Source organism: Inquilinus sp. (assembly GCF_057815775.1).
This window is the reverse complement of record NZ_JBYRFX010000387.1, coordinates 1-1,910: the sequence shown is the minus strand read 5'-3', so window position 1 is coordinate 1,910 and position 1,910 is coordinate 1. Positions and strand designations below refer to the sequence as shown.

3 protein-coding genes are annotated in these 1,910 nt (G+C 71.8%); all 3 read left to right on the top strand.

All coding sequences use genetic code 11. The features are described 5' to 3' along the window. Positions 1–483, top strand: a 483-nt coding sequence (locus tag AC3XYG_RS14000; RefSeq protein WP_489140452.1) for a M55 family metallopeptidase, incomplete at its 5' end; no start/stop codon positions are given. A 13-nt stretch (positions 484–496) separates the two neighbouring features. Further along, complete coding sequence (locus AC3XYG_RS13995; protein WP_489140451.1) at positions 497–1,453, top strand: isoaspartyl peptidase/L-asparaginase family protein; 957 nt, start codon at positions 497–499, stop codon at positions 1,451–1,453. 91 nt (positions 1,454–1,544) lie between these two features. Further along, on the top strand, positions 1,545–1,889 hold the full coding sequence (locus tag AC3XYG_RS13990; RefSeq protein WP_489140450.1) for an endonuclease domain-containing protein: 345 nt from the start codon (positions 1,545–1,547) through the stop codon (positions 1,887–1,889). Positions 1,890–1,910 lie beyond the last annotated feature (21 nt).

The following is a 1,910-nucleotide window of genomic DNA, read 5'->3' as shown; positions in this document are numbered from 1 at the left end:
CTGGCCCACACCACCAACGGCTTCGCCTTCCGCGCGGTGCGGCTGAACGGCCGGCCGCTGGGCGAGGCCGGGATCTACGGCGCCCATGCCGGCAGCCTGGGTGTGCCGGTGGCCATGGTTTCCGGCGACGACCGCTGCGTGGCCGAACTGCGCGACCACTTCCCGCAGGCGGAGTTCGTCCAGGTCAAGCAGGCGCTGGGCAACCGCGCCGCCCGGTCGCTGCCGGTGGTCGCCGCCCGGGCTGCCCTGCGCGAGGGCGCGGCCCGCGCCGTCCGCCGCGCCGCCACCATCGCGCCCTTCCGCATCGACGGCCCCTACACGCTGGAGCTGGAGATGGGCGGCCCGGCCCTGGCCGACCTCGCCGCCACCCTGCCGCCGGCCGAACGCCGTGACGGGGTGACGGTGGCCTTTCCCGCCGCCAGCGTCGCCGACGCCATCCGCTGGATGAATGCGGTTTCCGCGATGTCCGCTTTCCTCCGTTAAGTCCGAGGTTCCCATGAGCAACCCATCCCGTGCCGTGCTGGCGATCCATGGCGGCGCCGGCACCATCCTGAAGGCGTCGATGACGCCGGAGCGGCAGGATGCCTATCACCAGGGCCTGCGCAATGCGCTCACCGCCGGCCATGCGGTGCTGGCCGCCGACGGTTCGGCGCTGGACGCCGTCACCGCCGCCGTCATGGCGCTGGAGGACGACCCGCTGTTCAACGCCGGGCGCGGCGCCGTCTTCACCAGCGCCGGCGAGAATGAGATGGATGCGGCCGTGATGGACGGGCGCGACCGCCGCGCCGGCGCCGTCGCCGGCATCTGCGGCCCGCGCCACCCGATCCTGGCCGCCCGCGCGGTGATGGAGCGGACCGAACATGTGCTGATGGCGGGGGAGGGGGCGCGCCGCTTCTGCCGCGACGCTGGGCTGGAGCACAAGGACCCGTCCTGGTTCCGCACCGACACCCGATGGGAGGCCCTGCAGACGGAGCTGGAGCGCCGCCGGCTGGCGCTGCCGGACGATGGCGACCAGTCCCGCAAGCACGGCACGGTCGGCGCCGTGGCCTGCGACGCCGCCGGCAACCTCGCCGCCGCCACCTCGACCGGCGGCATGACCGGCAAGACCCCCGGCCGCATCGGCGACAGCCCGGTGATCGGCGCCGGCACCTGGGCCGACAACGCCACCTGCGCCGTCTCCGGCACCGGCCATGGCGAATTCTTCATCCGCTACGCCGCCGGGCACGAGATCGACGCCCGCATGCGCTGGGCCGGGCAGGATTTGGCCCAGGCGGCGGACGGGGTGGTGCTCGACCTGCTCGGCCCGATCGGTGGCTCTGGCGGCCTGATCGCGGTCGATGCCCGGGGCAACGTCGCGCTGCCCTTCAACTGCGACGGCATGTATCGCGGCGTCGTCGGTGCCGACGGCCGCCTGCGCACCGCGATCCACCGGGAAGAGTTCCGGGTGGGCTAGGGCTGAACGGGTATTGCGTTGCCACCAAATTGAGTCCCCCCTCCCCTCGGGGGAGGGGGTAGGGGGAGGGGGTTTTCGACGCAACGCGCCGATGACCGATCACCGCGTCCGTTTCCTGCGGCAGAACCAGACCGATGCCGAGCAGCTGCTGTGGCACCAGTTGCCGGACAAGCGCGTCGGCGGCCTTCGCTTCCGCCGCCAATACCGTCTCGGCCCCTACATCGTCGATTTCGTCTGTCTCTCGGCACGGCTGGTGATCGAGGTCGACGGGCCGTCGCACGAGCTGACAATCGATGCCGATGCGCGGAGAACGCATTGGCTGGAGGACCAGGGATTCCGCGTCATGCGCTTCTCCAACGACCAGGTCATGCGTGAGCTGACGGGCGTCGTGCAGGCGATCGCGGAAGCATTGGGAGGAAGAGGTGTCGGACCTTAGAGCGTTCGGCTCTGGCGTCGA

Excerpts from the sequence above, each read along its gene's own strand:
- AC3XYG_RS13995 (WP_489140451.1), top strand. The coding sequence starts at position 497 with ATGAGCAACCCATCCCGTGCCGTGCTGGCGATCCATGGCGGCGCCGGC.
- AC3XYG_RS13990 (WP_489140450.1), top strand. The coding sequence starts at position 1,545 with ATGACCGATCACCGCGTCCGTTTCCTGCGGCAGAACCAGACCGATGCC.